At 60.4% G+C, this 23,633-nt stretch carries 22 protein-coding genes; 11 read left to right on the top strand and 11 right to left on the bottom strand.

The genetic code is table 11. From position 1 onward, the window contains the following. The first annotated feature begins 106 nt into the window (after positions 1 to 106). Together D8U71_RS06300 and D8U71_RS06295 are read left to right on the top strand one after the other, a co-directional pair. On the top strand, positions 107 to 541 hold the full coding sequence (locus D8U71_RS06300; RefSeq protein ID WP_016773638.1) for a hypothetical protein: 435 nt from the start codon (positions 107 to 109) through the stop codon (positions 539 to 541). Then, positions 541 to 945: an META domain-containing protein gene (locus D8U71_RS06295; protein ID WP_130887402.1), complete on the top strand. Its 405-nt coding sequence runs from the start codon at positions 541 to 543 to the stop codon at positions 943 to 945. Before D8U71_RS06300 ends, D8U71_RS06295 begins: the two co-directional genes overlap by 1 nt. 145 nt (positions 946 to 1,090) lie before the next feature. Here D8U71_RS06295 and D8U71_RS06290 read toward each other — a convergent pair whose 3' ends face one another. Beyond that, on the bottom strand, positions 1,091 to 1,555 hold the full coding sequence (locus D8U71_RS06290) for a TlpA disulfide reductase family protein (protein ID WP_073472190.1): 465 nt from the start codon (positions 1,553 to 1,555) through the stop codon (positions 1,091 to 1,093). 113 nt (positions 1,556 to 1,668) lie between these two features. Here D8U71_RS06290 and arsC point away from each other — a divergent pair, with 113 nt between their 5' ends. The 3 genes from arsC to D8U71_RS06275 are packed head-to-tail and all read left to right on the top strand — an operon-like array spanning position 1,669 to position 3,040. Further along, on the top strand, positions 1,669 to 2,022 hold the full coding sequence (gene arsC, locus D8U71_RS06285; RefSeq protein WP_125926502.1) for an arsenate reductase (glutaredoxin): 354 nt from the start codon (positions 1,669 to 1,671) through the stop codon (positions 2,020 to 2,022). After that, positions 2,019 to 2,615, top strand: coding sequence for an NAD(P)H:quinone oxidoreductase (gene wrbA / locus D8U71_RS06280; RefSeq protein ID WP_041479575.1), 597 nt, complete (start codon positions 2,019 to 2,021; stop codon positions 2,613 to 2,615). The genes arsC and wrbA overlap by 4 nt, the downstream gene beginning before the upstream one ends. Next, a complete protein-coding gene (locus D8U71_RS06275) occupies positions 2,615 to 3,040 on the top strand; it encodes a DUF2069 domain-containing protein (protein ID WP_073472188.1) in 426 nt (141 codons plus the stop codon). The genes wrbA and D8U71_RS06275 overlap by 1 nt, the downstream gene beginning before the upstream one ends. 135 nt (positions 3,041 to 3,175) lie before the next feature. Here D8U71_RS06275 and D8U71_RS06270 read toward each other — a convergent pair whose 3' ends face one another. Beyond that, complete coding sequence (locus D8U71_RS06270; RefSeq protein ID WP_016773632.1) at positions 3,176 to 3,850, bottom strand: DNA-3-methyladenine glycosylase I; 675 nt, start codon at positions 3,848 to 3,850, stop codon at positions 3,176 to 3,178. Between the two features lie 167 nt (positions 3,851 to 4,017). After that, positions 4,018 to 4,842: a tRNA 2-thiocytidine(32) synthetase TtcA gene (gene ttcA / locus D8U71_RS06265; protein ID WP_024013975.1), complete on the bottom strand. Its 825-nt coding sequence runs from the start codon at positions 4,840 to 4,842 to the stop codon at positions 4,018 to 4,020. 425 nt (positions 4,843 to 5,267) lie between these two features. On the opposite strand from ttcA, the gene D8U71_RS06260 reads away from it, so the two are divergent. Further along, positions 5,268 to 5,870 (top strand): Yip1 family protein, encoded by a 603-nt coding sequence (locus D8U71_RS06260; protein ID WP_016773629.1) that lies wholly within the window; start codon positions 5,268 to 5,270, stop codon positions 5,868 to 5,870. 148 nt (positions 5,871 to 6,018) lie between these two features. After that, complete coding sequence (locus D8U71_RS06255) at positions 6,019 to 6,513, top strand: SprT family zinc-dependent metalloprotease (RefSeq protein WP_130887401.1); 495 nt, start codon at positions 6,019 to 6,021, stop codon at positions 6,511 to 6,513. Between the two features lie 109 nt (positions 6,514 to 6,622). Here D8U71_RS06255 and D8U71_RS06250 read toward each other — a convergent pair whose 3' ends face one another. Continuing rightward, a complete protein-coding gene (locus D8U71_RS06250; RefSeq protein WP_024013977.1) occupies positions 6,623 to 7,804 on the bottom strand; it encodes a CaiB/BaiF CoA-transferase family protein in 1,182 nt (393 codons plus the stop codon). Positions 7,805 to 8,071: 267 nt separating this feature from the next. Then, positions 8,072 to 9,406 carry a dicarboxylate/amino acid:cation symporter gene (locus tag D8U71_RS06245; RefSeq protein ID WP_024013978.1) on the bottom strand — a complete coding sequence of 445 codons (1,335 nt, stop codon included), beginning with the start codon at positions 9,404 to 9,406 and terminating at the stop codon, positions 8,072 to 8,074. Between the two features lie 346 nt (positions 9,407 to 9,752). Between D8U71_RS06245 and D8U71_RS06240 the strand changes: the two genes are divergently transcribed. Further along, the gene (locus D8U71_RS06240) at positions 9,753 to 10,763 is read left to right on the top strand and encodes an AraC family transcriptional regulator (RefSeq protein ID WP_130887400.1); all 1,011 of its coding nucleotides are present in this window, start codon (positions 9,753 to 9,755) and stop codon (positions 10,761 to 10,763) included. Here the strand turns inward: D8U71_RS06240 and D8U71_RS06235 are convergent. From D8U71_RS06235 to D8U71_RS06220, 4 genes are all read right to left on the bottom strand, one after another. Then, positions 10,754 to 12,355: a hypothetical protein gene (locus D8U71_RS06235; protein WP_125926500.1), complete on the bottom strand. Its 1,602-nt coding sequence runs from the start codon at positions 12,353 to 12,355 to the stop codon at positions 10,754 to 10,756. The two genes, D8U71_RS06240 and D8U71_RS06235, sit on opposite strands and share 10 nt — an antisense overlap. Before the next feature lie 590 nt (positions 12,356 to 12,945). Continuing rightward, positions 12,946 to 14,292, bottom strand: coding sequence for an ATP-binding protein (locus D8U71_RS06230; RefSeq protein ID WP_130887399.1), 1,347 nt, complete (start codon positions 14,290 to 14,292; stop codon positions 12,946 to 12,948). Beyond that, positions 14,289 to 14,966, bottom strand: a complete 678-nt coding sequence (locus D8U71_RS06225; RefSeq protein WP_016773623.1) for a response regulator transcription factor — start codon at positions 14,964 to 14,966, stop codon at positions 14,289 to 14,291. The genes D8U71_RS06230 and D8U71_RS06225 overlap by 4 nt, the downstream gene beginning before the upstream one ends. Before the next feature lie 148 nt (positions 14,967 to 15,114). Continuing rightward, complete coding sequence (locus D8U71_RS06220) at positions 15,115 to 15,720, bottom strand: hypothetical protein (protein WP_122707481.1); 606 nt, start codon at positions 15,718 to 15,720, stop codon at positions 15,115 to 15,117. Positions 15,721 to 15,863: 143 nt separating this feature from the next. On the opposite strand from D8U71_RS06220, the gene D8U71_RS06215 reads away from it, so the two are divergent. Next, on the top strand, positions 15,864 to 16,655 hold the full coding sequence (locus D8U71_RS06215; protein ID WP_130887398.1) for a dienelactone hydrolase family protein: 792 nt from the start codon (positions 15,864 to 15,866) through the stop codon (positions 16,653 to 16,655). A gap of 152 nt (positions 16,656 to 16,807) precedes the next feature. Then, a complete protein-coding gene (locus D8U71_RS06210; protein WP_125926498.1) occupies positions 16,808 to 17,533 on the top strand; it encodes a 4'-phosphopantetheinyl transferase superfamily protein in 726 nt (241 codons plus the stop codon). A 107-nt stretch (positions 17,534 to 17,640) separates the two neighbouring features. Here the strand turns inward: D8U71_RS06210 and D8U71_RS06205 are convergent, their stop codons facing one another. Both D8U71_RS06205 and D8U71_RS06200 read right to left on the bottom strand, forming a co-directional pair. Then, complete coding sequence (locus tag D8U71_RS06205) at positions 17,641 to 19,251, bottom strand: ATP-binding protein (protein ID WP_125926497.1); 1,611 nt, start codon at positions 19,249 to 19,251, stop codon at positions 17,641 to 17,643. After that, the gene (locus tag D8U71_RS06200; RefSeq protein ID WP_056788095.1) at positions 19,248 to 19,970 is read right to left on the bottom strand and encodes a response regulator; all 723 of its coding nucleotides are present in this window, start codon (positions 19,968 to 19,970) and stop codon (positions 19,248 to 19,250) included. The genes D8U71_RS06205 and D8U71_RS06200 overlap by 4 nt, the downstream gene beginning before the upstream one ends. A gap of 859 nt (positions 19,971 to 20,829) precedes the next feature. On the opposite strand from D8U71_RS06200, the gene D8U71_RS06195 reads away from it, so the two are divergent. Further along, the coding region (locus D8U71_RS06195) for a ribonucleoside-diphosphate reductase subunit alpha (protein WP_130887397.1) at positions 20,830 to 23,633 on the top strand (2,804 nt) is incomplete at its 3' end.

The raw sequence follows: 23,633 nt of genomic DNA, 5'->3' as shown, positions 1-23,633 counted from the left end.
CAGTTTGCCATGACTGTCGGCGCATTTGAACCGGATCGAAGGTCGCACGCGTGCATCATTCTGCAATCGAGCCCGTGCTAGCATGTCGCGCATATTTGGAGGACCCATGGTCGAACACGATTTCCGCTACACCCTGATGAACCCGCAACACACCCTCACCGAATGCCGCGCCCTGGTTCCAGGCCGCTATCAAGTGACCGGCAACGGTGGCTCGATCCGTATCGGCGATGCCCTGTTGGTCACGCTCAAAGGCAGCAAGGATTTGTCCATGCGCCTGACCGTCGACACGGTGCGCCACCTGATCAATCCGCCAGGCCAATGGACCGCGATGACCACAGGCCCGGTGTTCGGCGAACTGGCCATTCACACCTGGCAGGTCAACTGCGACAGCTGCGCGAAAGAGCTGAGCTTCGAATTCGCCGTGGATGCCAAACTCGGCAAGTCCGCTGAGAAACCCGCCGCCACCGCGCGCATCGCCGAGCTGGGCTGGAAAGCCGTCGGCGACAAGCACCTGTGCCCGAAATGCCAGGAGCCTGCGTGATGAAACGCCTCGCCCTGACCGCACTGATCGGTGTCGGCCTGGCTGGTTGCGCCGCAGAGCCGGTGCAACTGCAGCACAACCGCAGCTACATTCTGGAATGGATCGGCGAGCGGCCACTGATGGATTACAGCCATCTGACCGTGACCCTTGGCGATGACGGCCGCGCCTACGGCAACGGCGGCTGCAACCATTGGTTCGCGCCGTACACGCAGGACGGCGACAAGCTGAGCTTCGGCAAGATCGGCAAGACCCGCAAGCTCTGCGCCCCGGCGTTGATGGAGCAGGAACAACGCTTCTTGCAGGCGCTGGAAAAAGTCGAGCGCTGGGACATTTCGCCCATCGAGCAGGTTCGCTTTTGGCCGGCTGAAGGCAAACCGTTGCGCTGGTGGCTGGAAGAGGGCTGAGCCCCTTCTGTGCCCGCAGGGGGTTACCTGTGGTGAGGGGATTCATCCCCGTTGGGCTGCGTAGCAGCCCTGAGTTTGCAGTTCGCCCGGAACTGCGCATGGGGCCGCTTCGCGACCCAACGGGGATAAATCCCCTCGCCACAGGTTACTTGTTCCGCAACGCCTCCAGCTTCGCCATCACGCCCGCCGCCGTCTGCTCACCCAGCAACTGCTCACGCACCTTGCCCTTGTCATCAATGATGAAGGTCACCGGCAGCGCCTCACTGCGCGGCAGGTCGAACAGCTCGGCCGGATCCTGCGCCAGCACGGTGAACTTGATGCCGAGTTTTTCGCTCGCCTCTTTCAGCTCCGCGCCCTGCACGTTGTCGAAGTTGACCCCGAACACCCCGACATTCTTGCTCTTGAGCTCATCAGCCAAATGATTCAGCTCGGGAATTTCCGTGCGGCACGGGCCACACCATTCGGCCCAGTAGTTAAGCACCACCCATTGTTTGTCCAGACGTTCGGACGCTACCTTCTGGCCGTTCTGGTCGATGCCGTAATCATTGCCGCAGCCCCCCAGCATCAACGCCCCGATTATCGTCAATGCCGCTGCCAATCGCCGTGTCATGTCGTGTTCCTTGTGAAAATTCGAAAGCGCCTGCGACCCATCGCCTCTGACGGTTCTGGATTGCGCGCCGCACAGTTAGAATAGCCGCCACTTTACGCCAGAAGCGACCCGCCATGACCGATCTGACGCTTTATCACAATCCGCGCTGCTCGAAATCCCGCGGCGCGCTGGAACTGCTCGAAGCCCGCGGCTTGCATCCGACTGTCGTGCGCTACCTGGAAACGCCGCTCAGCGCCACGCAGATCAAGGCCCTGCTCGGCAAGCTCGGGATCAGCGCGCGGCAGCTGCTGCGCAGCGGTGAAGAGGAATACAAAACCCTGAACCTGGCCGACGCCAGCCTCAGCGAGCAGCAATTGATCGACGCCATCGCCGCACACCCGAAACTCATGGAGCGGCCGATTCTGGAAGTCGGCGACAAGGCCGTCATCGGTCGCCCGCCGGAAAACGTGCTGGAGTTGTTGCCATGAGCACGCCGTACATTCTGGTTCTCTATTACAGCCGCAACGGTTCGACCAACGAGATGGCCCGGCAGATCGCCCGTGGCATCGAGCAGGCCGGCATGGAAGCGCGTCTGCGCACGGTGCCGGCGATTTCCACTGAGTGCGAAGCGGTGGCGGCGGAGATTCCCGCTGAAGGCGCGCTTTATGCCAGCCTCGATGATCTGAAGAACTGCGCCGGCCTCGCCTTGGGCAGTCCGACGCGTTTCGGCAACATGGCCGCGCCGCTCAAGTACTTCCTCGACGGCACCAGCAACCTCTGGCTGACCGGCGCGCTGGTCGGCAAACCGGCCGGCGTGTTCACCTCCACCGCCAGCCTGCACGGCGGTCAGGAAACCACGCTGTTGTCGATGATGTTGCCGCTGTTGCATCACGGCATGTTGATCACCGGCCTGCCCTACAGCGAATCGGCCCTGCTCGAAACCGAGGGTGGCGGCACGCCTTATGGCGCTAGCCATCACGCCGGTGCCGACGGCAAGAACGGTCTCGACCAGCACGAAGTGGCGCTGTGTCGCGCACTCGGTCTGCGCCTGGCGAAAACCGCGCAGAAACTGGTGGGCTGATGGCGAAGAAGCCGAAAGTCCTGCCCTCGATAGAGTGGCTTGAGCCACGGGTCAAGGCGATGCGCGTGCTCAGCCTGCTGAGCTTTTTCGCCCTCGCCGGTTTGCTGGCGGCTTATTACCTGCTGTTCGCCGACCTGCATGGCGCGCGGCCGTGGGTGATTCTGCTGGTCGAGCTGATCCCGTGGCTGGTGCTCGCCCCGGCGATGATCATGGGCAGCGCCCGTGGCCATTCGTGGATGTGTTTTGTGGTGAACCTGTATTTCATCAAAGGCGCACTGGCGGCGTACGACCCCAACCGGCAGCTGTTCGGCCTGCTGGAAATGGCCGCGAGCCTGGCGGTGTTCTGCTCGGCGCTGTTGTATGTGCGCTGGCGCTATCAGTTGAATCGCAAATTGGCGGGTGAAGGCGAGATCAGCGTCGCCTGACCGATCGCCATCAGTTGCTACACCGATCGTTCCCACGCTCTGCGTGGGAATGCATCCAGAGACGCTCTGCGTCTCAGGGACGGGGAGCGTCCCGGGCGGCGTTCCCACGCGGAGCATGGGAACGATCGGATGGACTCAATGGTTGACGGTATAGGCGAGCATCATCGAAATCTGGCTCATCGGCCGTCCGCCGCTCTGTTCGTGCCACTGGTTGAAGGCGTTTTGCACCGTTGCCAGATCACGCTGGCTGGTCGGCACTTTGTCGACGATCTTCTGTGCATTCAACGCTGCGACCACGTCGTAGCTCGGCACGAACGTGTCCTTGCCGACCATGCGCAAAAAGCGTGGCGCCGACAGCCCGCCGAGTTGGTGGCCGTGCTTTTTCAGGTAGGTCCACAGGCCGACGATATCGGTCACCGGCCAGTCGGCGATCAGCGCGCCGAAGCTGCCCTTGTCCTTTTCCACATCGAGAATGAACTGCGCATTGCGCGGCACGCTTTTCAGCTTGCCGAGGTGGCGGATGATCCGCGCGTCCTGCATCAGCCGCTCAAGGTGTTCGGCGCTCATCAGCACGACTTTTTCCGGATCGAACTTGAAGAACACTTCTTCGAACGCCGGCCACTTGGCGTCGACCAGGCTGTGCTTGAGCCCGGCGCGAAAAACCCGCAGGGCCATGGTCGAGAGGTAGCGGTCGTCGCGGATCTTGCGCAGTTGTGCGGGGGTCTTGGGAACGGGCAGATGGGCTTCCAGTTCAGCCGCCGAACCGAAACGGTTCAGACAGTATTCGTGCAGCCACTTGTAATCGCGCATGCCCTCTCCTGAGGTTTGGAAATGAATAACACCTGCAGAAGCAGGCCCCTGTGGCGAGGGGATTCATCCCCGCTGGGCTGCGCAGCAGACCCCGAGATTTTGGGGCCGCTTCGCGCCCCAGCGGGGATGAATCCCCTCGCCACAGGGCTCGCTTCTACAGGTTGTGTTTACAGATTGACGACATTGACGAAACGCGAAGCCGCGGTCTCGTCGATCTTCAGGCTGGTGAAGTCGAACAGGTTGCGGTCGGCCAGTTGCGACGGCACCACGTTCTGCAGGCTGCGGAAAATCGATTCGGTGCGGCCCGGGGTCTTGCGGTCCCAGTCCTGGAGCATTTCCTTGACCACCTGGCGCTGCAGGTTTTCCTGCGAGCCGCAGAGGTTGCACGGGATGATCGGAAATTGCTTGAGGTCCGAGTAGGCCTGAATGTCCTTCTCGTTGCAGTACGCCAGCGGGCGGATCACCACGTTGCGGCCATCGTCGGCGCGCAGCTTCGGCGGCATCGCTTTCAGGGTGCCGTTGAAGAACATGTTGAGGAAGAACGTTTCGACGATGTCGTCGCGGTGATGACCGAGGGCCATTTTCGTCGCGCCGATTTCGTCAGCAAAGGTGTACAGGGTGCCGCGACGCAGGCGCGAGCACAGCGAACAGGTGGTCTTGCCTTCCGGCACCAGTTCCTTGACCACCGAGTAAGTGTCCTTCTCGACGATGTGATACTCGATGCCCAGTTCTTTCAGGTAGGCCGGCAGCACGTGCTCGGGAAAGCCCGGCTGTTTCTGGTCCATGTTCACCGCGACGATGTCGAACTTGATCGGTGCAACCTTCTGCAGGTGCATCAGCACGTCAAGCATGGTGTAGCTGTCCTTGCCCCCGGACAGGCAGACCATGACCTTGTCGCCATCTTCGATCATGTTGAAATCGGCGACCGCTTCGCCGGCCAGGCGGCGCAGGCGCTTTTGCAGTTTGTTCTGGTTGACCGTAAGAGTGCCCATGACGCGAAATCCGTGAGGTGTGACGAAAGGCCGGCATTTTACGCAAAAACCCCAGTAGCGCGAAGCATCTGTGGCGAGGGGATTTATCCCCGCTGGGTTGCGAAGCAGCCCTGAAACCCGAGAACTCGTATCGCCTGACACTGCTCGGTGAATGGCTTGGCGACTGCTGCGCAGCCGAACGGGGATGAATCCCCTCGCCACAAAAGTGTTTCAACCTCATAAATGCCTTCACCGCAAGACTCCGAGGCGATTACCCACCCCGTTTACAGCGCGATTTGCTCTAAGCCCGGCATACCGGTGCGCTGGAGTCCTTTCTATACTGCGACATAAGGTCGCACACATCTGAAGACCTGTATTTGCTCGGCCATCTTGGCCCGTAGGCGCTCCGTTGGGGGGCGATGGCAATGACAAGAGGAGTGAATGGCATGATCCATCACGTAGTGGGACTGTTTACCCACCCCGATCAGGAATGGAAGGAGATTCGTGGCGACCAAGAGGAAAGCATCAGCCACATGTACCTGACGCACACGCTGATTCTGGCGGCGATCCCCGCTGTGTCGGCGTTCATCGGCACGACCCAGGTCGGTTGGGTGATCGGCAATCGCGCGCCGGTGATGCTCACGTTCGAAAGTGCCTTGTGGATGACCATCATGTCGTACCTGGCGATGCTCGGCGGGGTCGCGGTGATGGGCGCCTTCGTGCATTGGATGGCACGCACCTATGACGCCAATCCAAGCCTGGCCCGTTGCGTGGCATTTGCCACTTACACCGCGACACCGTTGTTTGTCGGCGGCCTGGCGGCGCTGTATCCGCACATGTGGCTGGGGATGATCGTCGGCACAGCGGCCATCTGCTACACGGTGTATCTGTTGTATGTCGGCCTGCCGACCTTCATGAACATCCCTTCGGATGAAGGTTTTCTGTTTTCCAGCTCGGTGCTCGCCGTCGGCCTGGTGGTGCTGGTGGCGATCATGGCGTTCACCGTGATTGTCTGGGGCCTGGGTGTCGGCCCGGTCTATACCAACTGACCTGCTTCCTCCCTGAGAAAAACAACATCTGCCAATACAGGCCGCCGCAAGGCGGCCTTCTCGTTGGGGCGACGACCATTCGGCAGGTCGGCGATTCGCAAGTCGCCGGGGTTGCGGCATACTCGGCGTCTCTGGAGATCCATCAAGCATGCCCGAGCAACTCAATACCCGCGTCGAAGATTGTTACCAACTCGCTGAATCCTTTTTCAAACGCTCCTTCAAACGCCCCGTCGTCAGCCTCAAGCTGCGCGGGCAGAAAGCCGGTGTCGCGCATCTGCACGAGAACCTGCTGCGCTTCAACCCGCAGCTGTACCGGAAAAACACCGAGCACTTCCTCAAGCAGACCGTGGCACACGAAGTCGCTCACCTGATCGCTCATCAACTGTTCGGCGACCGCATCCAGCCCCATGGCGAGGAGTGGCAACTGATCATGCGCGGCGTCTACGAATTGCCGCCGGATCGCTGCCACACCTATGAAATCAAGCGGCGCAGCGTGACCCGCTATATCTACAAATGCCCGTGCCCCGACAGTGATTTCCCGTTTACCGCCCAGCGCCATGGTCTGGTGCGGCAAGGGCGGCGGTATCTGTGCCGGCGCTGCCGCAGTACCTTGGTGTTCAGTGGTGAGATGCGGGTGGAATAGTTGGTTCCTGGGTTGTATTGACTGACCCCTTCGCGAGCAGGCTCGCTCCCACAGGGGAATGCATTTCAATGTGGGAGCGAGCCTGCTCGCGAAGGCGGCGGCATGAGCGCTACAGAATCACCTTGGCGGAACGCAACTCGGCGATCCGCTCAGCACTCAAGCCCAACTCCCCCAACACCTCATCCGTATGCTGCCCCAACCCCGCACCAACATGCCTTGGCGCCGGCAACGCCTCAGAAAATTTCAACGGACAGGCCATCTGCGCCTGCGTCGTGCCATCGCCGCGCGGTACCTGGGTCACCAGCTCCCGCGCCTGCATTTGCGGGTGGCGCAACGCCTCGCCCAGACTCAGTACCGGCTCGACACAGGCATCGACCCCGGCGAACAACTCACACAGTTCTGCAAAATCATGCCGTTCGAATTCGATGCGCAACGCCTCTTTCAAAGCCTGTTGTTGCTCAGGCCTGGGCGACAACCCTTGCGCGGCCAGTTCCGGCCGGCCCAGCGCCGTGCACAATTGCTGCATGAAGGCCGGCTCCAGACTGCCCACCGACATCCAGCGCCCATCCCGGGTACGGTAATAATCGTAAAAGCTGCCGCCATTGAGCATCTGGTCTTCCCGGCCCGGTTCCACGCCGCAGGCCAGATAGCCAGCGCCGGCCATGGCGTTCAGGCTGAACGCGCAGTCGGTCATGCTCACATCCAGATGGGTGCCCTGCCCGGTTTGCTGACGGGCAATCACCGCTGCCAGCAAGCCGATCACGCCGTGTAGCGAGCCGCCCGCCACGTCCGCCACCTGCATGCCCAGCGGCAACGGCCCGCTGTCGGCGCGCCCGGTATAGCTGGCAAGCCCGGCCAGCGCGAGATAGTTGATGTCATGCCCGGCGCGTTCCTTGTACGGCCCGGTCTGGCCGTAACCGCTGATCGACACATAAATCAGCTTTGGATTGATCGCTTTCAGCGCTTCATAACCCAGGCCCAGGCGCTCCATCACCCCGGGGCGAAACTGCTCAAGGACGATGTCGTATTCGCCCAGCAGTTGCTTGATGATCTCCAACGCTTCGGGCTGTTTCAGATCCAGCGCCAGACTGCGCTTGTTGCGGTTGAGGTAGGCGTGACTGGCCGAGACACCGCCATCATGCGGCGGCAGCACCCGCAGCAGATCCATACGGGTTGGCGATTCGATGCGCAGCACCTCGGCGCCCATGTCCGCCAGCAGCAACGAGGCGAACGGCCCCGGCAGCAAGGTGGAGAAATCGAGAATCTTCAGTGAGGCCAGCGGTGCAGACATGGGCGAACTCCTTGGGCGATGCACTCAGCCTAGGCAGCCATCGTCGATGCGGCAATCACCGCAAATGTCAGCAGGTGTGACCGTTGCGCTCAAATTCCGGGCAAGAAAAAACCCCTGTGGCGAGGGGATTTATCCCCGATGGGTCGCGAAGCGGCCCCTTCTCTGGAATTGGAAGAAGAGGCCCGCTGTGCAGTCCATCGGGGGTAAGTCCCTCACCACAAGGGATTTTTTACAACCTCACATCGTACTGATGCGCAGTTCTTGTATTTACTTCACATTGCTCGGGGTTGGGCCTTCAGCCACACCCAGGTCATCTTCTTCACGCTCATCGGAGATACCGCGACCGCCGGAAGCCAGCTCGGTCTGCAGTTGATCGGTGTCCAGTTCCTTGACCCACTTGGCGACGACGATGGTCGCAACAGCGTTACCGACCAGGTTGGTCAGGGCGCGGGCTTCGGACATGAAGCGGTCGATACCGAGGATCAGCGCCAGACCGGCAACCGGCAGGTGGCCTACCGCCGACAGCGTTGCGGCCAGGACGATGAAGCCCGAACCGGTCACACCCGCCGCGCCTTTGGAGGACAGCAGCAGCACCAGCAGCAGAGTGATCTGGTGGGTGATGTCCATGTGCGTGTCAGTCGCCTGGGCGATGAACACGGCCGCCATGGTCAGGTAGATCGAAGTACCGTCGAGGTTGAACGAGTAACCGGTCGGGATCACCAGACCCACGACGGATTTCTTCGCGCCCAGACGCTCCATCTTGATCAGCATGCGTGGCAGTGCCGATTCCGACGAGGACGTGCCCAGTACGATCAACAGTTCTTCACGGATGTAGCGCACCAGCTTGAACACGCTGAAACCGTGAGCCCGGCAGATCGCACCCAGCACCAGCACGACGAACAGAACGCAGGTGATGTAGAAGCAGATCATCAACTGGCCCAGTTGCACCAGCGAGCCGACACCGTAGGCACCGATGGTGAACGCCATGGCACCGAACGCACCCAGTGGCGCCAGTTTCATGATCATGTTGATGATGTTGAACATCACGTGGGCGAAGCGATCGATCATGTCCAGCAGCGGACGACCGTACGAACCCAGGCGATGCAGGGCGTAGCCGAAGATCACCGAGAACATCAGCACTTGCAGGATGTCACCGGTGGCGAACGCGCCGACGATGGTGTTCGGGATCACATTGAGGAGGAAACCGACAATGCTCTGGTCTTTACTGGCCGTCACGTAGGTGGCGATTTTCGAGGCGTCGAGGGTGGTGACGTCGATGTGCATGCCGGCGCCCGGTTGCACAACGTTGACCACGACCAGACCGATCAGCAGGGCAATGGTGGAAACGATTTCGAAGTACAGCAGCGCGTAGCCGCCGGTCTTGCCTACCGACTTCATGTTCTGCATGCCGGCGATGCCGCTGACAACAGTACAGAAGATGATCGGGGCGATGACCATTTTGATCAGCTTGATGAAGCCGTCACCCAGTGGCTTGAGGGCCACACCGGTCTGCGGATAGAAGTGACCAAGCAGGATGCCGATGGCGATGGCAACGATCACCTGGAAATACAGGGATTTGTACAGTGGCTGACGAGTCGTCATTGCAGGTTTCCTCAAGCGTCCAGCGGCAACATCCATCTGTCGAGCGCCGAACCTTAATTGCGAACCCTCCTGCACTGGAGGGATTTGTTGTTGGAACGGCATTTTTCCGGGCGGAGAAATGCACGCTTCTGTGGCTTGTATCGCAAACGTCGTGCCAGATTGGTGCGAATGGCAGCAAGCCTTTTGATATCAGGGGCTGCGGGATTTTCCTGTCACCAATCAGTGACTTGAGGCATGGCGGATTTCCGCCAACTGAGCGTTCAGTGTCCTGCAATTTGGCGGAAATCCGCCTTGTTGCGTTGCCGGCTCGCCGTTACGATCGGTGCCTGAACAAGGATTGCCGCTTATGCGCGAACGCACCATCGCCAGCCATTTCGCACGTGCCGCCCTTGGCGGTGCACGCCGGCGCGGCCTGGATTATTCAGGCCTGTTGCAGCAACTGGGGATCAGCGCGGAATTGCTCGACGAGCCCCGCGCGCGGATTGCCCCGGAGCAGTTCACCCGGCTGATTCAGGGTTTGTGGCTGGCGCTGGACGACGAATACCTGGGTTTCGGCAGCGCGCCGAGCAAGCCCGGCAGCTTCGCCATGATGTGCCACGCCTCGATTCACTGCCGCAACCTGGAGAAGGCTCTGCAACGTGGTTTGTTGTTCTACAGCCTGTTCCCCGACGCCCCACGCCTGACCCTGCGTCGCGAAGACGAATGGGTGCGTTTGAGCCTGGACGACGCGCAGTGGTGGGACCCGGATCATTTTCTCAGCGAGAGTTTGTTGGTGATCTGGCACCGCCTCGGCAGTTGGCTGATCGGCCAGCGCATTCGCCTCGAGCAGGCGACTTTCAGCTATCCGCGCCCCGAGCACGGCGGCGAATACGATCTGCTGTTCCCCTGCCCGCTGACCTTTGATGCCGAGCAAAGCAGCCTGCTGTTTCACAGTCGCTACCTGGCCATGCCGCTGTTGCAGGACGAACGCACGCTCAAGCATTTTCTCGAACGCTCCCCCGCCGACCTGCTCTCGCGCCCCGACGACGGCGACAGCCTGAGCAGCCGCCTGCGCCGCTTGCTCAGTCGCGACGCTGCGCACTGGCCTGATCTGGAAGCGGTTGCGGCGCATCTGCATATCAGCCCGCAGACCTTGCGCCGGCACTTGCGCGAGGAAGGCACCAGTTTTCAGGAGCTGAAAGATCAGCTGCGGCGGGATATCGCCATCTATCATCTGGGCCGCGCGGATCTGTCGTTGCAGCAGATTGCCGAGCAGCTCGGGTTCTCTGAGCCTTCGGCGTTTCACCGGGCGTTCAAGAAATGGACGGGGCTGACACCGGGGGCTTATCGGGCGCAGGAACAGTGGGATTACCCCTGATTGAATCGCCATTCTATTTTGTCGATCACTATGCCGTGATCCAGCCCAGGTTCTGAGACCCTCACCTCGAAGGAGGCACAAGGTCGTGTTCCTCTATAGACACAGAGTACCAGGAAGCCCGCAGTGAGAAACTGGCGCTCTATTTCACCATGTTCCGTATCAAAGAAAACGACAGTATTGCTTGGGTTTTGCGATTGTCCATATGCAAAGCTGATGAAATTCGCGATATCCCCCAGCTCAAACCGAACCGAGATATTCGAACCGGAAACCAAATGCTTGCTGCCGTAACCGCTTTGATCCGCAACAGTGATATAAGCCGCTACAGTGATATTTGCACCGGTCGGGATGACCGTGAGCCCGCTCTTCAATCGTGTAGGGCTATTGTTCGGCAATGCTCTTGGAGCCTCACTCTCCCAATCTTCAACTCCACCGCCACCAACGACTCGCGCAAGGGCAGGCAGGGAGGCGCCGATGGTTTGCCCATCCCTTTTCAATTCAAATGAAACAGAAATCTGACTGCCCGAAATCACCTGCACATTGGGGACCTCAATGAGGGACTGCAGGCGGCCCAAACTGTCTCTCTCAACCTTGCCAAGTACGGAAAATTCAGCGCTAGGTTGACTCGAGATATACGTTACTACAACGTCATCGTTCAATTGATAAGGCGCTTTGTCCGCCAGAACAACCACATACAGTGGCCGACCACCCAACTTGTCACGATCAATGATATTTGGATCATCACTGGAATCATCCAGGTCTTCACGCAAAATCGGTTTTTCCAAGGTGACGCGCTGCGAATTGACATCCGCCTCGATCACTTTCGACCAGCGCCGTTTATCCGTCGGATTGTTCACCTGATCGACCACGGTGTATGAGATGGGAAACTGCGCGTTATTGCCGGCCCGTTCAAACATGTCTCGGGTTACGGTCATTACAAAAGGGATGCCTTGCTGACCGGGCTGTACGGTAAAGGGAAAACGTTCGCGATTGAGCTCAAGGGTGATCCGATCATATGCCCTCATAAACGAGTAAGACACCGTCACCGCAACACCTCGATCCGCTTCTTCCTTACCGATATGCGGCGGGTCACCCAACTCAGCCGGCAGGCTGATTGCCAGGTCAGGATGGTCGCCCGTGCCGGGCACATCGTTGCCGCCGGGAAGGTCACGATGATACAGCGCCCACGACTCGATGGACGGCCCAGTGTTGCCGCTGACTCGCTCCACTTCATAGGTGAAAACATGCACACCGTCGCCGAGCGACGACTGATAGACGTCGAAATACACCGGATCATTCTGCTGGGCAGGTGGCACCGGCTTGCGCTCGAGCAACTGCGGCTGCGTATCCCAGGAGCCTTTCATGTAAAGCGCAATATTCAGATAACTGCCACCCAAGGGAGGTTCGACCACCGCTTGCACCGCGCCTTCACGGCTACCGTCGCGGCTGACCACCTCCCGGAAGCTCGCCTGTGGCAACCCCTCCACCGGCACTCCTGCGGGAGGCGCGGGGCTGACAATGACGTCCGGGGTGGCACCGGCGAACTTGATCGGATAATTGGCCAGCACACCGCCGTTTGACTGATCGTCTTTCATGACGCACCTTCCCTGTCGCTTAGGCCAACGAACGTCGGCCTGGATGAAGCTCATCAAACACGCGGCGAAGCCAAGGGGATACTGTCAGGTCTGACAGTTCAAAAGGATTTGCGACGAACGGTACTGTTGTATCAGCCGTTGTGGCGAGGGCCGAAGCCCCACGCCACAGGTGTGTAAGGATTTCGAGAACCGTGCTCAACCGGGTGGATCCAGATCATCCAGCACCCGATTCACCGCCCAGTTCCCTCCAGCATCCCAACCCGCGCAATCCCCAATGTCGTGTTGCGATATGGCACGCCCAGAGGTCCGGCGAGATCACTGAATCACACTCACCGAGGCGAGCGACTCAGGCGTTTACCAGCAGGGTTTAGTTATCGATGTCGGGATTGACGAGGCAGATCGTGCTGGGTTTGCGGGCGTCATGTGGCGAGGATGGTTTGAATTAATGGTCGAGGGCGCGGTAGGCGGCTTCTATGTGTTGACCGCAGCGACGGCAGCGCCAGCAAGCTGGCTTTTACAGGGGCTTTGTTAACACCACAGCTCCAATGTGGGAGCGAGCCTGCTCGCGAAGAGGCTGGCACCGCCAACCTTTACACAGCCGGAAAATGAACCCTGAACGCCGCCCCGCCCATCGGTGAATCACCCAAAGCCAAACGCGCGTTGTAGCTTTCGATGATGTCCTTGACCACCGCCAGCCCGATGCCCTGCCCGGGATGCTGGGCGTCCAGGCGTTCGCCACGCTCAAGAATTCGCGCGCGCTGATCGAGTGGCACCCCCGGGCCATCATCCTCGACGCACAATTCGATCCCGGCCAAGGACTCGCGCACGCTGACCCGCACTTCGCCGAGGCACAGGCGATAGGCGTTTTCCAGCAGGTTACCGAGCATTTCCAGCAAGGCGCCCTGCTCGATCGGCACGTAGCAATGCTCGGGCAGATCAAAGGTCACGCGCACGTGTTTGTCGCGGTAGACCTTGTCCAGCGTATCGCAGAGGCTTTTGAGCACCGGTTGCAGGCGCACCTGATGGCGCACCAGGCCGCTTTTGCGCAGGCTGGCCCGTTGCAGTTGGTAGCTGATCTGCTGGCTCATGCGTTCGATCTGACTTTGCAGGACCCAGGCCTGGTCGCGGTCTGCGGGGCGCTGGGCCATGTCTTCGCTGACGCCTTGCAGCACCGCCAATGGGGTTTTCAGGCTGTGGGCGAGGTCGTCGAGGGAGTCGCGGTAGCGGCTGCGTTGCTGGCGTTCGCTGAGCAGCAAGCGGTTGAGCGAGCCGGTCAGGCGCAGCAGTTCACGCGGGTGTTTTTCCGTCAGGCTTTCGCGGGTACCGCCTTCGATTTCGTCGAGTTCCTGGCTCAAGCGGCGCAAGGCCTTGAGGCCCCAGGTCAGGCCGATCCATAGCAGCGCCAGTAAGACCAGCAATGCCGCGCCGAAGCCCAGATAGAGATTTTCGCGCAGGCCTTCGAGGGTGGTTTCGTATTCACGCACCGGTTGCAGAGCGACGATGCTGAACGCTGCGCTTTTGCCGCCGAGCAATTTGACTTCGACGTCGTAGACGAAGAACTCCTGACCGCTGGCCTCGCGGATGCGCGCGAACTCGTTACCGAGGCCGTCGTAACGCGGTTTGTAGTTGATCTGTTCTTCCTGGGTGGCTTTCGAGCGCCACACCAGTTTGCCGTCGCGGTCGTAGATATAGCCGAGCAAGCGGAAATCGGTGAGGTTGAAACGCTCGTCGGGCAATTGCGACGGCATCACCAGCCGACCGTTTTCCACCCGCGCGGCGGAGATCAATGTGGTGACGTCGGAGGCCAGGCGTTGTTCGATCGAGTCCTGCAAGGCAAGGCTGAAGGCGCCCTGCATCGCCGGCAACAATGCGAGCATGAACAGCACCGCCAACGTGGTGGCGGCGAGCATCAAGCGAACGCGAAGGGAACGGATCAAGTGCAACGCTCATTGAACAGGTAACCGAGGCCGCGCACGGTGTCGATCGGTTTGAACCCGGCCGGGCCTTCGAGCTTGCGGCGCAGACGGCCGACCAGCACTTCGATGACATTCGGATCGCGCTCGTCGTCATCCGGATACAGCTGCTCCATCAAGCGATCCTTGGGCACCACTTGCTGGTGATGGCGCATGAGGTACTCGAGGATGCGGTATTCGTAAGCGGTCAGCGCCAGCGGTTGCTCATCGAGGCTGGCCTGTTTGCGATTGAGGTCGAGCAGCAAAGGCCCGGCAACGATGGTCGACTGGGTGAAACCGCTGGAGCGGCGCAGCAATGCGTTCAGGCGTGCGTCGAGTTCTTCGAATTGGAACGGCTTGACCACGTAATCGTCGGCACCGGCGGCGAGGCCTTCGACCTTGTCCTGCCAGTTGCCGCGCGCGGTGAGTATGAGGATCGGGAAGGTCTTGCCGCCCGAGCGCAACTGGCGGATCAGGTCGAGGCCGCCCATGCCCGGCAGGCCGAGATCGATCACCGCCAGATCGAAGTTGTACTGGCCGGTCTGGTACAGCGCCTCCTCGGCATTGGCCACGGACTCGACCACATGACCGCTTTCCGTCAGGCGGGTTTGCAGGTGATGACGCAACAGCGCCTCGTCTTCGACGACCAACAGTTTCATGCCTTTCCCCCTATCACTTGAACTCTCCAGGCAACTACCTGTGGGGGCGAGCCTGCTCGCGAATCCGGTGGATCAGCCAAGCAAGTGTCGGCTGATACACCCCTTTCGCGAGCAGGCTCGCTTCCACACTTCAAACTGCGACAACCGCTTAGAAATAGTAGTTGGCCGACAGGTAGGTCTGCGCGCTGCTGGTCAAGTCCAGCGAGCCCTGTTTGCTGCCGCCGCTCTCTTTCATTTCGGTGCTGGCGTTGCTGCGCAGGTAACGGTAACCGAGTTCTATCGAGGTGTTCTGCGAAACTTGCTGCAACACACCCACCTGGCCACCGATGGCGTAACCGATATCGCTGTCACGGCTGAAACCTGGCGAATCCTGCGTCAGCTTGGTCAGACCGGCCGTGGCGCCACCGAACAACTTGGTGCTGCCGCCCACCGGGTAGAACAGGTCATAGCTGCCGAGCAGATTTTCCTGGCGCAGTTTAACGCCATTGTGCGAGCCGGAAACGTTGTCGTAGGTGGCGTAGTAGCGGCCCTGGCTGTTTTGCTGACCGAGGCGCATGCCGTAGGTGTTGTTGCCGTCGATGGCCCCGGTGACGTTGGGGTTGCCGAGATTGTTGTTGAGCGCGTGGGACTTGTCGATCTTGTCGCTGGTCTGGCCGAACGTCAGACCGGCGAAGTTGCTGGTGTCGTCGGCGTTCGCCGCGATGCTGGAGCCTAACAGGGTAAAAGCCAGCAGCAATTTGTTTAAACGAGTCATGGATATTTCCTCTTTCACAGTGCTGTTTGGGTATGGCGCAAGGTTACTGAGCCGCCCCTGTACGGCCCCTGAACCGTCTCTGAACCTGACCTGAACCGGATCGACTAGGCTGTTCTGACCACTTTCAATAAGGAGACCCGACCATGCGCCTGTTCCTCGCCCTCACTTTGCTGGCAGTCAGCTGCCTCACCCAGGCTGCGATCAAGACTGCAGAAATCCCCTACCAAAGCGCCGACGGCAGCCAACTGATCGGTTACTACGCCTATGACGACGCGATCAAAGGCCCACGCCCCGGCGTTGTCGTGGTCCACGAATGGTGGGGGCTGAACGATTACGCCAAGCGCCGCGCGCGGGATCTTGCCGAACTCGGCTACAGCGCGCTGGCCATCGATATGTACGGCGAAGGCAAAAACACCGAGCACCCGAAAGACGCCATGGCCTTCATGCAGGCAGCGACCAAGGATGCCGATGCCGCCAGTAAACGTTTCGCCGCCGGGCTCGATCTGTTGAAGAAACAAAAGCAGACCGACCCGAACAAAATCGCCGCCATCGGCTATTGCTTCGGTGGCGCCGTGGTGCTGAATGCGGCGCGTCAGGGTGTGCCGCTGGCCGGCGTGGTGAGTTTCCATGGCGCGCTGGCAACCAAGACCCCGGCGACTCCGGGCAGTGTGAAGGCGAAAATCCTGGTCGAGCACGGTGCGCTGGACAGCATGGTCACTCAGGACCACGTCACCGCCTTCAAGTCAGAGATGGACAAGGCTGGGGCGGACTACCAGTTCGTAAGTCTGGATGGCGCCAAGCATGGTTTCAGCAATCCGGATGCCGATCGCCTGAGCCATGGCGAGCATGGTGGGCCGGACATTGGTTACAACAAGGCGGCGGACGAGAAGTCGTGGGCGGATATGCAGGCGTTCTTCAAGAAGATTTTCGGTTGAGTCAGTAACGACCGAGGCGCGGCTTTCGCGAGCAGGCTCGCTCCCACACCGGATATCTGTCGCCCAGAAGATCCCTTGTGGGAGCGAGCCTGCTCGCGAAGGCTTCACCGCCGATCTCGACCTCGCCCCGACTAACCGGCAAAATGCCCGCCATGCATACCACCCCCGCCCTGCCCGCCTGCTGCACTGCGCTCGACAGCCATTGGCCGTTGCCGACGGTCCTGGCCGATACCGTGCTGCTCAGTACCCACTTCGACCCGGCACGCCTGCTTGGCGATGACTTCCAGCGCAGCGCTGTGCTGGCGCCGCCGAGCATTCAGCGCTCGGTGGCCAAGCGCCAGGCCGAGTTTCTCGCTGGACGCATCTGCGCGCGGGCCGCGCTGCAACAACTCGAAGGCCTGAATATCGTCCCGCCGATTGGCGAAGACCGCGCGCCGGTGTGGCCGGCGCACATCTGCGGCTCAATCACCCACAGCACTGGCCGCGCGGCGGCGATTGTCGCCAACAAACAGCACTGGCGCGGCTTGGGCATGGATCTGGAAAACCTGTTGAGCCACGAGCGCGCTGAACGCCTGGCCGGGGAAATTCTCACGCCAGCGGAACTGCAGCGCATGGCGGCGGGTTCTCAGGAGCAACTGGCGCTGCGGGTGACCCTGACGTTTTCGGTGAAAGAGAGTTTATTCAAAGCGCTGTACCCGATCGTGCAGCAGCGCTTTTATTTCGAGCATGCCGAAGTGCTGGAATGGAGTGCGGCGGGTCAGGTCAGGCTGCGGTTGTTGACTGATTTGTCCAGCGAATGGCGCAACGGATCGGAGCTGGAGGCGCAGTTTGCAGTGCAGGATGGGCAGTTGTTGAGTCTGGTCAGCATTCCTGCCTGAAGTTTTGCATTGCCTGTTGTGGCGCCTTCGCGAGCAGGCTCGCTCCCACAGGGGATTGCATTTCAAATGTGGGAGCGAGCCTGCTCGCGAAGGCGGTATCCCGAATCTCAGCGGCGCTCCTGATTCCTCGGCCAGCTCAGACTGAAACAGGCCCCACCCAGACTCTTGCTCTTGCCAATGATCGCCCGGCCGTCGTGCCAGTGAATGATCCGCCGCACAATCGACAGTCCCAGACCATGCCCGCCCGAGGCCCGCGTGCGGCTATCGTCCAAGCGCAGAAACGGCGTGAAGATCCGCTCCCACGCCACCTCCGGCACCCCCGGCCCGTCATCCTCGACGTCGATCCGGCAACGCAACTGGCCGACCTGATAACTCACCGTCACCTGCGAATGCGCATGGCGCATCGCGTTGCCCACCAGATTCTGCAGCGCCCGATGCAAATAACGCGGTTCAGCCTCGACCCACGCGCCGTCATTGTCGGCCGATGACAGACACAAACCGCGCTGTACCGTGACCTCGGCGCGCAGCGGCGCCAATTCTGCGATCACCTGATTGACCAGCGCATCCAGATCGATGCGCTGGAAGGTCAGCGCCGGCGAGCCTTGCTCCAGTCGTGCGTAGGTGAGCATTTCGTCGACCAGCTTGTCGAGGTCCTCGATATCGTGATCCATGCCTTCGCGGTATTTTTCCAGCGCTTGCGGAGTGGTCGCCGTGCCGATCATTTCCAGACCGAAACGCAGCCGCGCCACCGGCGTGCGCAGCTCGTGAGACACCGCGCGCACCAGTTCACGCTGGATCGCCAGCAACTGTTGCAGGTGCTCGGCCATGCCATTGAACGCCAACGCCAGCCGTCCGACCGAGTCGGCACCGCGCGCCGGCACACGGGTTTCCAGGCTGCCCTTGGCGATGCGCGTGGCCGCTGCTTCGAGGCCGCGCAAACGTCGCTCGAGCTGACGCACCAACAGATAAACGATAAGGCCGATCAGGGTCAGGCCCAGCGCGGCAATCAATACCAGCCATTCCGGCGGATACGGATTCATCTGATACAGCGGGCCGATTTCCAGCACCCACGGCGTGCCGACCATACCGGCGAAGACGCGGATCGAATCGCCGCCCTTGCCCAGCGCCATCACCGTATCGCCCTCGGCCACGCGGCGGCTCTGGTCTTCGTCCATGTCGGCGTCATTTACCGTGACCAGACGCAGATCGAAGCCAAAGCCCTTTTCCTGCTTTATCTGCGCCAGACGCTTGGGCTGTTCGCCGACCGGTACCCGCACCAGTTCATCGGCCAGCAGGTAAATGGTCGCCCGGGCCAGTTGCTCGCTGATCTGCTGCACCTCGCCCACCAGCATCATTTGCTCTTTTTCGCTGATCAGCCGATAGACCCTGGCCGCGTGAGGCCCGGTCTGCTCGACCAGCGCCTGACCGCGCAGCACACGGGTGCGCTGGGCCAGATCGAGGTCGGTTTCGGCGAATTTCTTCAGTGTCAGCGGTATACCAAGCAGCCGCTCCCACACCAGCAACGCGCGATGGCGTTCGGTCTGATTCATCGGTTGCAGGTTGTCGGCCATCAGCGAGAAGGTGCCGTGGGCCAGGCGCTCGCGGTATTGCTCGCTGCGCACCTGATTGAGCAGGTTCAGCGCCAGCACGCCGAGCACCGCCACCAGAATCAGCGCGGCGCACATGCCGCCGTAGATGCGCAGGAAGATCGAATTCACAGCGCCAGGTCTGCGCAGGCTTCCGGGACGAACAGATAGCCTTTGCTGCGGATGGTCTTGATCAGGCGCGGATGGTCGGGGTCGTCACCGATTTTCGGGCGGATGCGCGAGATGCGCACGTCGATCGAGCGGTCCTGGCCGTCGTAGCCGATGCCGCGCAGGGCAGTGAAGATTTCTTCCCGGGAAAGTATCCGCCCGGCGTTGGACACCAGCAGCCACAGCAGGTCGAACTCGGCGCTGGTCAGCTCGATGCCGTTGTCGCTCAGCCAGGCTTCACGTAACGCGTTGTCGACCACCAGTGGACCGAATTGCAAACGTCGGGATTTTTCCGCGACCGGTTCCGGTGTGTCACTGCGGCGCAGCAACGCCTGGATCCGCGCCAGCAACAAGCGCGGACGCACCGGTTTGCATACGTAGTCGTCGGCACCGAGGTCGAGGCCGTGGATCTGATCAGCGTCATCGGTGCGCGCGGTGAGCATCAGGATCGGCCCGTCATACTGGCTGCGCACCTTGCGGCAGATGCTCAGGCCATCCTCGCCGGGCAGCATCAGGTCGAGGATCACCAGATCCGGCTGCTCCTTGATGATCCGCGCCGCCGCCAGCGCACCATTGCCTTCGATCTCCACGCGCAGGCCATTGGCTTGCAGGTAATCGCGGGTGAGCTCGGCCAGTCGCTGGTCATCCTCGACGATCAATACCTGCCAGGTTTGTTGCTCCACCGGTGACCTCTGCTTGCTGTTTTTATTAAAAGAAGAAAGACAATCGCCTGACACGGACAAAACCTGTGGGAGCGAGCCTGCTCGCGAAAGCGTCTGTTGCTCCAACCTGAATGCTCAGTGGTCAACCGATTCGCGAGCAGGCTCGCTCCCACAATCCTGCGTATACCTCCCGATCATCTGTCATGTTTCAGGAGGATAAAAATGCCCATGCACCCAGCGATTGTATAAACGCCGGTCACGCGGAAAACAAGTCGGTAAATGCGTTCGGACAAGGCGGAATTCTGTGATAGGGTTCGCGCCCTTAAAAAACCGCTGAAGCGTTTTTCCAGGCAAAAAAACAGTGACAAACGGTCTGGCTCAGCAGGTTCGCGGCCTACACGCGTTTTCGCTGTTTCTTACACAAATTACGCACAGGCTTATCCACAGGTAGTACGTTGCAATCCCCCCCTGAAACGCATTATCTTGTAGCACGGCGAAAACAGAGACCCTACATATAGGGTTTTCACCTAAAACGCCCAACCACATTTCAGACCTGAAACTCAAGTGCTTTATGGCCAGTTTCCGGTAGAACAAGCGAGTTTTTTCAAGCCCAAACCGCACTGGCGGATGGCACCGTTTTATTTGGTCCGAAACGGACAAAACGGTATGGGTGTTGCAGTCATGACTGCCACCCGCGAAGGAATCCGGTGGCGAGCTTCGGCTCGTAACCAAAACTTCGGCAAGGATGCGGCGTTGCAGCCTTTTTCCTACTGTTCCGAAGTTTGTAATGCCGACGCCCGTCGGTTGCAGTGCTTCGGTACAGAACGGTGAGCACCATGACGGTGCCAAACAAACATAGAGAATGTGGAGACCACCCCCCATGCAAACCGACACAACTCGCGAGAACCCGCAGGGCACCTTGCCGCAGGCCGCCGATTCGACTTCGGATCTGGCAGCCACCGCGCCTGGCCAGCTGCGCGTGATCAAGCGTAATGGCACTGTCGTTCCTTACACCGATGACAAGATCACCGTCGCTATCACCAAAGCGTTCCTCGCAGTTGAAGGCGGCACCGCTGCCGCCTCGTCGCGAATCCACGACACCGTTGCGCGCCTGACCGAACAGGTCACCGCGACCTTCAAGCGTCGCATGCCATCGGGCGGCACCATCCACATCGAAGAAATCCAGGACCAGGTCGAACTGGCCCTGATGCGTGCCGGTGAGCAGAAAGTTGCACGCGACTACGTGATCTACCGTGACGGCCGTTCGAAAGAGCGCGCAGCGCACGCTCCTGCCGAAGCAGCAGTCAACGCGCACCCGTCGATCCGCATCACCCGCGCCGACGGCAGCCTCGCGCCGCTGGACATGGGCCGCCTGAACACCATTGTCACCGAAGCCTGCGAAGGCCTGGAAGAAGTCGATGGCGACCTGATCCAGCGCGAAACCCTGAAGAACCTGTACGACGGCGTGGCCCTGACCGACGTCAACACCGCGCTGGTGATGACCGCCCGTACCCTGGTCGAGCGCGAGCCGAACTACTCGTTCGTTACCGCCCGCCTGCTGATGGACACCCTGCGTGCCGAAGGCCTGAACTTCCTCGAAGTCGCCGAAAGCGCCACCCATCACGAAATGGCCGACCTGTACGCCAAGGCACTGCCGGCCTACATCGCCAAAGGTATCGAGTTCGAACTGCTGAACCCTGTGCTGGCCACCTTCGACCTGGAAAAACTGGGCAAGGCGATCAACCACGAGCGCGATCAGCAATTCACCTACCTGGGCCTGCAGACCCTGTACGACCGTTACTTCATCCACAAGGATGGCGTGCGTTTCGAACTGCCGCAGATCTTCTTCATGCGCGTGGCCATGGGCCTTGCGATCGAAGAGAAGCAGAAAGAAGACCGTGCGATCGAGTTCTACAACCTGCTGTCCTCGTTCGACTACATGGCTTCGACCCCGACCCTGTTCAACGCCGGTACCCTGCGTCCACAGCTGTCGAGCTGCTACCTGACCACCGTGCCGGACGACCTGTCGGGCATCTATCACGCGATCCACGACAACGCCATGCTGTCGAAATTTGCCGGCGGCCTGGGCAACGACTGGACGCCGGTTCGTGCGCTGGGTTCGTACATCAAGGGCACCAACGGCAAGTCGCAAGGCGTTGTGCCGTTCCTCAAAGTGGTGAACGACACCGCCGTGGCCGTGAACCAGGGTGGCAAGCGCAAAGGCGCGGTGTGTGCCTACCTGGAAACCTGGCACATGGACATCGAAGAGTTCATCGAGCTGCGCAAGAACACCGGTGATGATCGTCGTCGTACCCACGACATGAACACTGCCAACTGGATCCCTGACCTGTTCATGAAGCGCGTCTTCGATGACGGCAAGTGGACCCTGTTCTCGCCATCCGAAGTACCGGACCTGCACGACCTGACCGGTAAGGCCTTCGAAGAGCGCTACGAGTACTACGAAGCGCTGACCGAGTACCCGGGCAAGGTCAAGCTGTTCAAGACCATCCAGGCCAAAGACCTGTGGCGCAAGATGCTGTCCATGCTGTTCGAAACCGGCCACCCATGGCTGACTTTCAAAGACCCGTGCAACCTGCGCAGCCCCCAGCAGCACGTCGGCGTGGTCCACAGCTCGAACCTGTGCACCGAGATCACCTTGAACACCAACAAGGACGAAATCGCCGTTTGCAACCTGGGCTCGATCAACCTGCCGAACCACATCGTCGACGGCAAGCTCGATACCGCCAAGCTGCAACGCACCGTGAACACCGCCGTGCGCATGCTCGATAACGTGATCGACATCAACTACTACTCGGTGCCGCAGGCGAAGAACTCCAACTTCCGCCACCGTCCGGTCGGTCTGGGCATCATGGGCTTCCAGGACGCTCTGTACCTGCAGCACATCGCCTACGGCTCCGACGCTGCCGTCGAGTTCGCCGACAAGTCGATGGAAGCGGTCAGCTACTACGCGATCCAGGCTTCCTGCGACCTGGCCGACGAGCGCGGCGCCTACGAGACCTTCAACGGTTCGCTGTGGTCCAAGGGCATCCTGCCACTGGATTCGCAACAGATCCTGATCGAGCAGCGCGGCGAGAAGTACATCGATGTCGACCTGAAGGAAACCCTCGACTGGGCACCGGTTCGCGCCCGTGTACAGAAAGGCATCCGTAACTCGAACATCATGGCCATCGCACCGACCGCGACCATCGCCAACATCACTGGCGTTTCGCAGTCGATCGAACCGACCTACCAGAACCTGTACGTGAAATCGAACCTGTCGGGTGAATTCACCGTGATCAACCCGTACCTGGTTCGCGACCTGAAGGCTCGCGGTCTGTGGGACTCGGTCATGATCAACGACCTGAAGTACTACGACGGTTCGGTGCAGCAGATCGAGCGCATCCCGCAAGAACTCAAAGAGCTCTACGCGACCGCGTTCGAAGTGGACACCAAGTGGATCGTTGACGCCGCCAGCCGTCGTCAGAAGTGGATCGACCAGGCCCAGTCGCTGAACCTGTACATCGCCGGCGCATCGGGCAAGAAGCTCGACGTGACCTACCGCATGGCCTGGTACCGTGGTCTGAAAACCACCTACTACCTCCGTGCCCTGGCCGCGACCAGCACCGAGAAGTCGACCATCAACACCGGTAAGCTGAACGCTGTTTCCAGCGGCGGCAACCACGG

This window comes from Pseudomonas sp. Sample_21 (genome assembly GCF_004307525.1).
Lineage (GTDB): Bacteria > Pseudomonadota > Gammaproteobacteria > Pseudomonadales > Pseudomonadaceae > Aquipseudomonas > Aquipseudomonas atacamensis.
The sequence above is the reverse complement of the archived record's forward strand: the minus strand, read 5'-3'. Positions and strand labels throughout refer to the sequence as shown.

What these genes read in the sequence shown, in the direction of transcription:
- D8U71_RS06300 (WP_016773638.1), top strand. Translation starts at nt 107, where the DNA reads ATGGTCGAACACGATTTCCGCTACACCCTGATGAACCCGCAACACACC.
- D8U71_RS06295 (WP_130887402.1), top strand. Translation starts at nt 541, where the DNA reads ATGAAACGCCTCGCCCTGACCGCACTGATCGGTGTCGGCCTGGCTGGT.
- D8U71_RS06290 (WP_073472190.1), bottom strand. Translation starts at nt 1,555, where the DNA reads ATGACACGGCGATTGGCAGCGGCATTGACGATAATCGGGGCGTTGATG.
- arsC (WP_125926502.1), top strand. Translation starts at nt 1,669, where the DNA reads ATGACCGATCTGACGCTTTATCACAATCCGCGCTGCTCGAAATCCCGC.
- wrbA (WP_041479575.1), top strand. Translation starts at nt 2,019, where the DNA reads ATGAGCACGCCGTACATTCTGGTTCTCTATTACAGCCGCAACGGTTCG.
- D8U71_RS06275 (WP_073472188.1), top strand. Translation starts at nt 2,615, where the DNA reads ATGGCGAAGAAGCCGAAAGTCCTGCCCTCGATAGAGTGGCTTGAGCCA.
- D8U71_RS06270 (WP_016773632.1), bottom strand. Translation starts at nt 3,850, where the DNA reads ATGCGCGATTACAAGTGGCTGCACGAATACTGTCTGAACCGTTTCGGT.
- ttcA (WP_024013975.1), bottom strand. Translation starts at nt 4,842, where the DNA reads ATGGGCACTCTTACGGTCAACCAGAACAAACTGCAAAAGCGCCTGCGC.
- D8U71_RS06260 (WP_016773629.1), top strand. Translation starts at nt 5,268, where the DNA reads ATGATCCATCACGTAGTGGGACTGTTTACCCACCCCGATCAGGAATGG.
- D8U71_RS06255 (WP_130887401.1), top strand. Translation starts at nt 6,019, where the DNA reads ATGCCCGAGCAACTCAATACCCGCGTCGAAGATTGTTACCAACTCGCT.
- D8U71_RS06250 (WP_024013977.1), bottom strand. Translation starts at nt 7,804, where the DNA reads ATGTCTGCACCGCTGGCCTCACTGAAGATTCTCGATTTCTCCACCTTG.
- D8U71_RS06245 (WP_024013978.1), bottom strand. Translation starts at nt 9,406, where the DNA reads ATGACGACTCGTCAGCCACTGTACAAATCCCTGTATTTCCAGGTGATC.
- D8U71_RS06240 (WP_130887400.1), top strand. Translation starts at nt 9,753, where the DNA reads ATGCGCGAACGCACCATCGCCAGCCATTTCGCACGTGCCGCCCTTGGC.
- D8U71_RS06235 (WP_125926500.1), bottom strand. Translation starts at nt 12,355, where the DNA reads ATGAAAGACGATCAGTCAAACGGCGGTGTGCTGGCCAATTATCCGATC.
- D8U71_RS06225 (WP_016773623.1), bottom strand. Translation starts at nt 14,966, where the DNA reads ATGAAACTGTTGGTCGTCGAAGACGAGGCGCTGTTGCGTCATCACCTG.
- D8U71_RS06220 (WP_122707481.1), bottom strand. Translation starts at nt 15,720, where the DNA reads ATGACTCGTTTAAACAAATTGCTGCTGGCTTTTACCCTGTTAGGCTCC.
- D8U71_RS06215 (WP_130887398.1), top strand. Translation starts at nt 15,864, where the DNA reads ATGCGCCTGTTCCTCGCCCTCACTTTGCTGGCAGTCAGCTGCCTCACC.
- D8U71_RS06210 (WP_125926498.1), top strand. Translation starts at nt 16,808, where the DNA reads ATGCATACCACCCCCGCCCTGCCCGCCTGCTGCACTGCGCTCGACAGC.